Source organism: Streptomyces flavofungini (genome assembly GCF_041028215.1).
Classification (GTDB): Bacteria; Actinomycetota; Actinomycetes; order Streptomycetales; family Streptomycetaceae; genus Streptomyces; species Streptomyces flavofungini_B.
This window is the reverse complement of the sequence record NZ_JASKYR010000775.1, coordinates 1-2,795: the sequence shown is the minus strand read 5'-3', so window position 1 is coordinate 2,795 and position 2,795 is coordinate 1. Positions and strand designations below refer to the sequence as shown.

Annotated in this window: 2 protein-coding genes and 1 pseudogene; all 3 read left to right on the top strand. The window is 69.9% G+C overall.

Annotated features, from left to right (window positions below):
• The coding region (locus AB8Z36_RS34220; protein ID WP_369217282.1) for an SCO6880 family protein at nt 1-899 on the top strand (899 nt) is incomplete at its 5' end.
• A 21-nt stretch (nt 900-920) separates the two neighbouring features.
• Nucleotides 921-2,315 (top strand): ATP-binding protein, encoded by a 1,395-nt coding sequence (locus AB8Z36_RS34215; RefSeq protein ID WP_369217281.1) that lies wholly within the window; start codon nt 921-923, stop codon nt 2,313-2,315.
• Nucleotides 2,305-2,795 (top strand): annotated as a pseudogene (locus AB8Z36_RS34210) (hypothetical protein); the annotation flags it as partial. The gene AB8Z36_RS34215 and the pseudogene AB8Z36_RS34210, both read left to right, overlap by 11 nt.

Genomic DNA, 2,795 nt, shown 5'->3' with positions numbered 1-2,795 from the left:
GCAAGGCACTGCCGTGGCTCCAGGAGTCCTACGACCAGCTCCAGTCGATGGTGTCGACCAGCAGCGAGCAGCACCGCGCCTACCTCGTCGCCTGCATGCACTACTCCCGCGACCTGGCCGCCGAGGCCCAGGCGATGGCCCGCGCGGTCCGCCCGCACGGCGGCAGGAAGATCGACAAGGACGCCGGGCTCGCCGTCGTCATGGCCCGTGAGCTGACCGACATCTGCTCGCGGCTCCAGGAGGCGGACATCCGCGTACGCCAGCCCCTCGGCCAGAGCAGGCTCTCCTCCCTCGTCCACTCCATGTACGACCCGGACCACCCCATCGACCACATCCAGGCGATGACGAAGCGCAACGCCTGGCCCGCCGAGCTCGACGCCATGGAGGCCACCTACCTCCAGGCCAAGACCCGCGAGTCCACCACCCGCGCCCCCTGGTGCCACGCCACGGCCTGGGTGAAGGAGTGGCCGATGACGCCCGTCGGCGTCAACTTCCTCGCCCCGCTGCTCGTCCACACCCCGGACGTGATCCGCACGGTCGCGGTCACCATGGACCTCGAACCCACCGAGGTCGCCATCGAGCGGATGCTGACCGAGAAGACGAACGACGAGGCGGAGGCGAGCCGCCAGGCCAAGATGAACCGCACCGTCGACCCCCGCGACATCGCCTCGCACTCCCGCCTCGACCAGCGCGGCGAGGACCTGGCGAGCGGCGCGGCCGGAGTGAACCTGGTCGGCTACATCACGGTCTCGTCCCGCTCCCCCGAGGCCCTCGCACGCGACAAGCGCACCATAAGGGCCTCCGCCGGCAAGTCGTATCTGAAGCTGGAGTGGTGTGACCGCGAGCACCACAGGGCCTTCGTCAACACGCTGCCGTTCGCGACCGGCATCCGACGCTAGACGTAGAGGCAGGCTGTTGAGATGCGGGATCCGCTGACCGTCCTCACGGACGCCTTCACGTCCTTCCTCTTCGGGAAGGTCGAGACGACCAGGCTTCCGGTGCGTACGTCGACGGGGCAGGCCCAGGCGGTCTACCTCCCGACGGCCGCGCCCGGCCTCGGCGACTCGGGCGTGATCATCGGCCGTGAGGTCTACTCCGGCAAGGGCTACATCTACGACCCCTTCCAGCTCTACGGGCAGCAGCTGCCCGCGCCGCACTGGCTCGTGCTCGGCGAGTCGGGCAACGGCAAGTCGGCGCTGGAGAAGACGTACGTACTGCGGCAGCTCCGCTTCAAGGACCGGCAGGTCGTCGTCCTCGACGCACAGGGCGAGGACGGCGTGGGCGAGTGGAACCTCATCGCCCAGGAGCTGGGCATAACGCCCATCAGGCTCGACCCCACGGCCGCCCTCGACATGGGCATCCGCCTCAACCCGCTGGACCCGGCGATCACCACGACCGGCCAGCTCGCGCTGCTCCGCACGATCATCGAGGTCGCGATGGGGCACGGCCTGGACGAGCGCTCCGGCTTCGCGCTCAAGGTCGCGCACGCGTATGTGAACGAGACCATCGTGGAGCGCCAGCCGGTCCTGACCGACATCGTCGAGCAGCTCCGCCATCCGGAGCCCGAGTCCGCCGAGGCCATGAACGTGGCCATAGACGACGTCCGGGCCTGGGGCCTGGACGTGGCCCTGGTCCTCGACCGGCTCGTCGACGGTGACCTGCGCGGCATGTTCGACGGTCCGACCACGGTCGGCATCGACCTCGACGCGCCACTGATCGTCTTCGACCTCTCGCACATCGACCGGAACTCCATCGCCATGCCCATCCTGATGGCGATCGTCGGGGTCTGGCTCGAACACACCTGGATCAGGCCCGACCGCAAGAAGCGCATCTTCCTGGTGGAAGAGGCGTGGCACATCATCAACTCGCCCTTCGTCGCCCAGCTCTTCCAGCGGCTCCTGAAGTTCGGCCGACGGCTCGGCCTGTCGTTCGTGGCGGTGGTCCACCACCTCAGCGACGTGGTGGACGGGGCCGCCGCGAAGGAGGCGGCGGCAATCCTCAAGATGGCCTCCACCAGGACCATCTACGCCCAGAAGGCCGACGAGGCGAGGGCGACGGGGCGGGTGCTCGGGCTGCCCCGGTGGGCGGTGGAGATCATCCCCTCCCTCACGCCCGGCATCGCCGTCTGGGACGTGAACAGCAACGTCCAGGTGGTCAAGCACCTCATCACGGAGACGGAACGGCCGCTGGTCTTCACCGACCGCGCCATGACCGAGTCGTCGTCCGACCTCCCCGAGCACACCGACGACGCCCTGCGGGCGGCCGAGCTCGAGGCGGAGGAGCGGGCGGCGTACATGGAGCAGCATGCGGGATGAGTGGGAGCGGGACCGGTCCGGCGACGGTTACGGACGCGGTCCCGGCCGGGGCGCGCGAGGCCAGCGCGGGGTGCCCGACGCCCTGTTGCTCGGCATCCTCGGCTTCCTCCTCGGTGCCACGGTGCTCGCCTGGTCCGCCACGGGCCTCGCGGGCCGCTTCGCGCACGGGGCCTGGCCCAAGAACGTGACGTTCGGCCACACACCGCTGGCCGTACGCCACCTGTTCGGCCATCCGCAGGACCTCGCGGGCGCCTGGCCCGAGACACCCGCCGGACAGCTCTCGGGGTACGGGCTCTTCTGGGGTCTCTTCATCGGGCAGCTCATGGTGCTCCTGGTGCTGACCGTGTTCGTGGTCGGCACGGTTTCGCGGTGGCGGTCGATGCGCAGGGCCCGACGGCTGGACGCGGCCGCGGGGCGACGGGCCGATGCCGGTGCGCTTCAGCGAGGGCGGCGGGCGGATTCCGGGCATCGTACGAGTGA

What these genes read in the sequence shown, in the direction of transcription:
- AB8Z36_RS34215 (WP_369217281.1), top strand. Translation starts at nt 921, where the DNA reads ATGCGGGATCCGCTGACCGTCCTCACGGACGCCTTCACGTCCTTCCTC.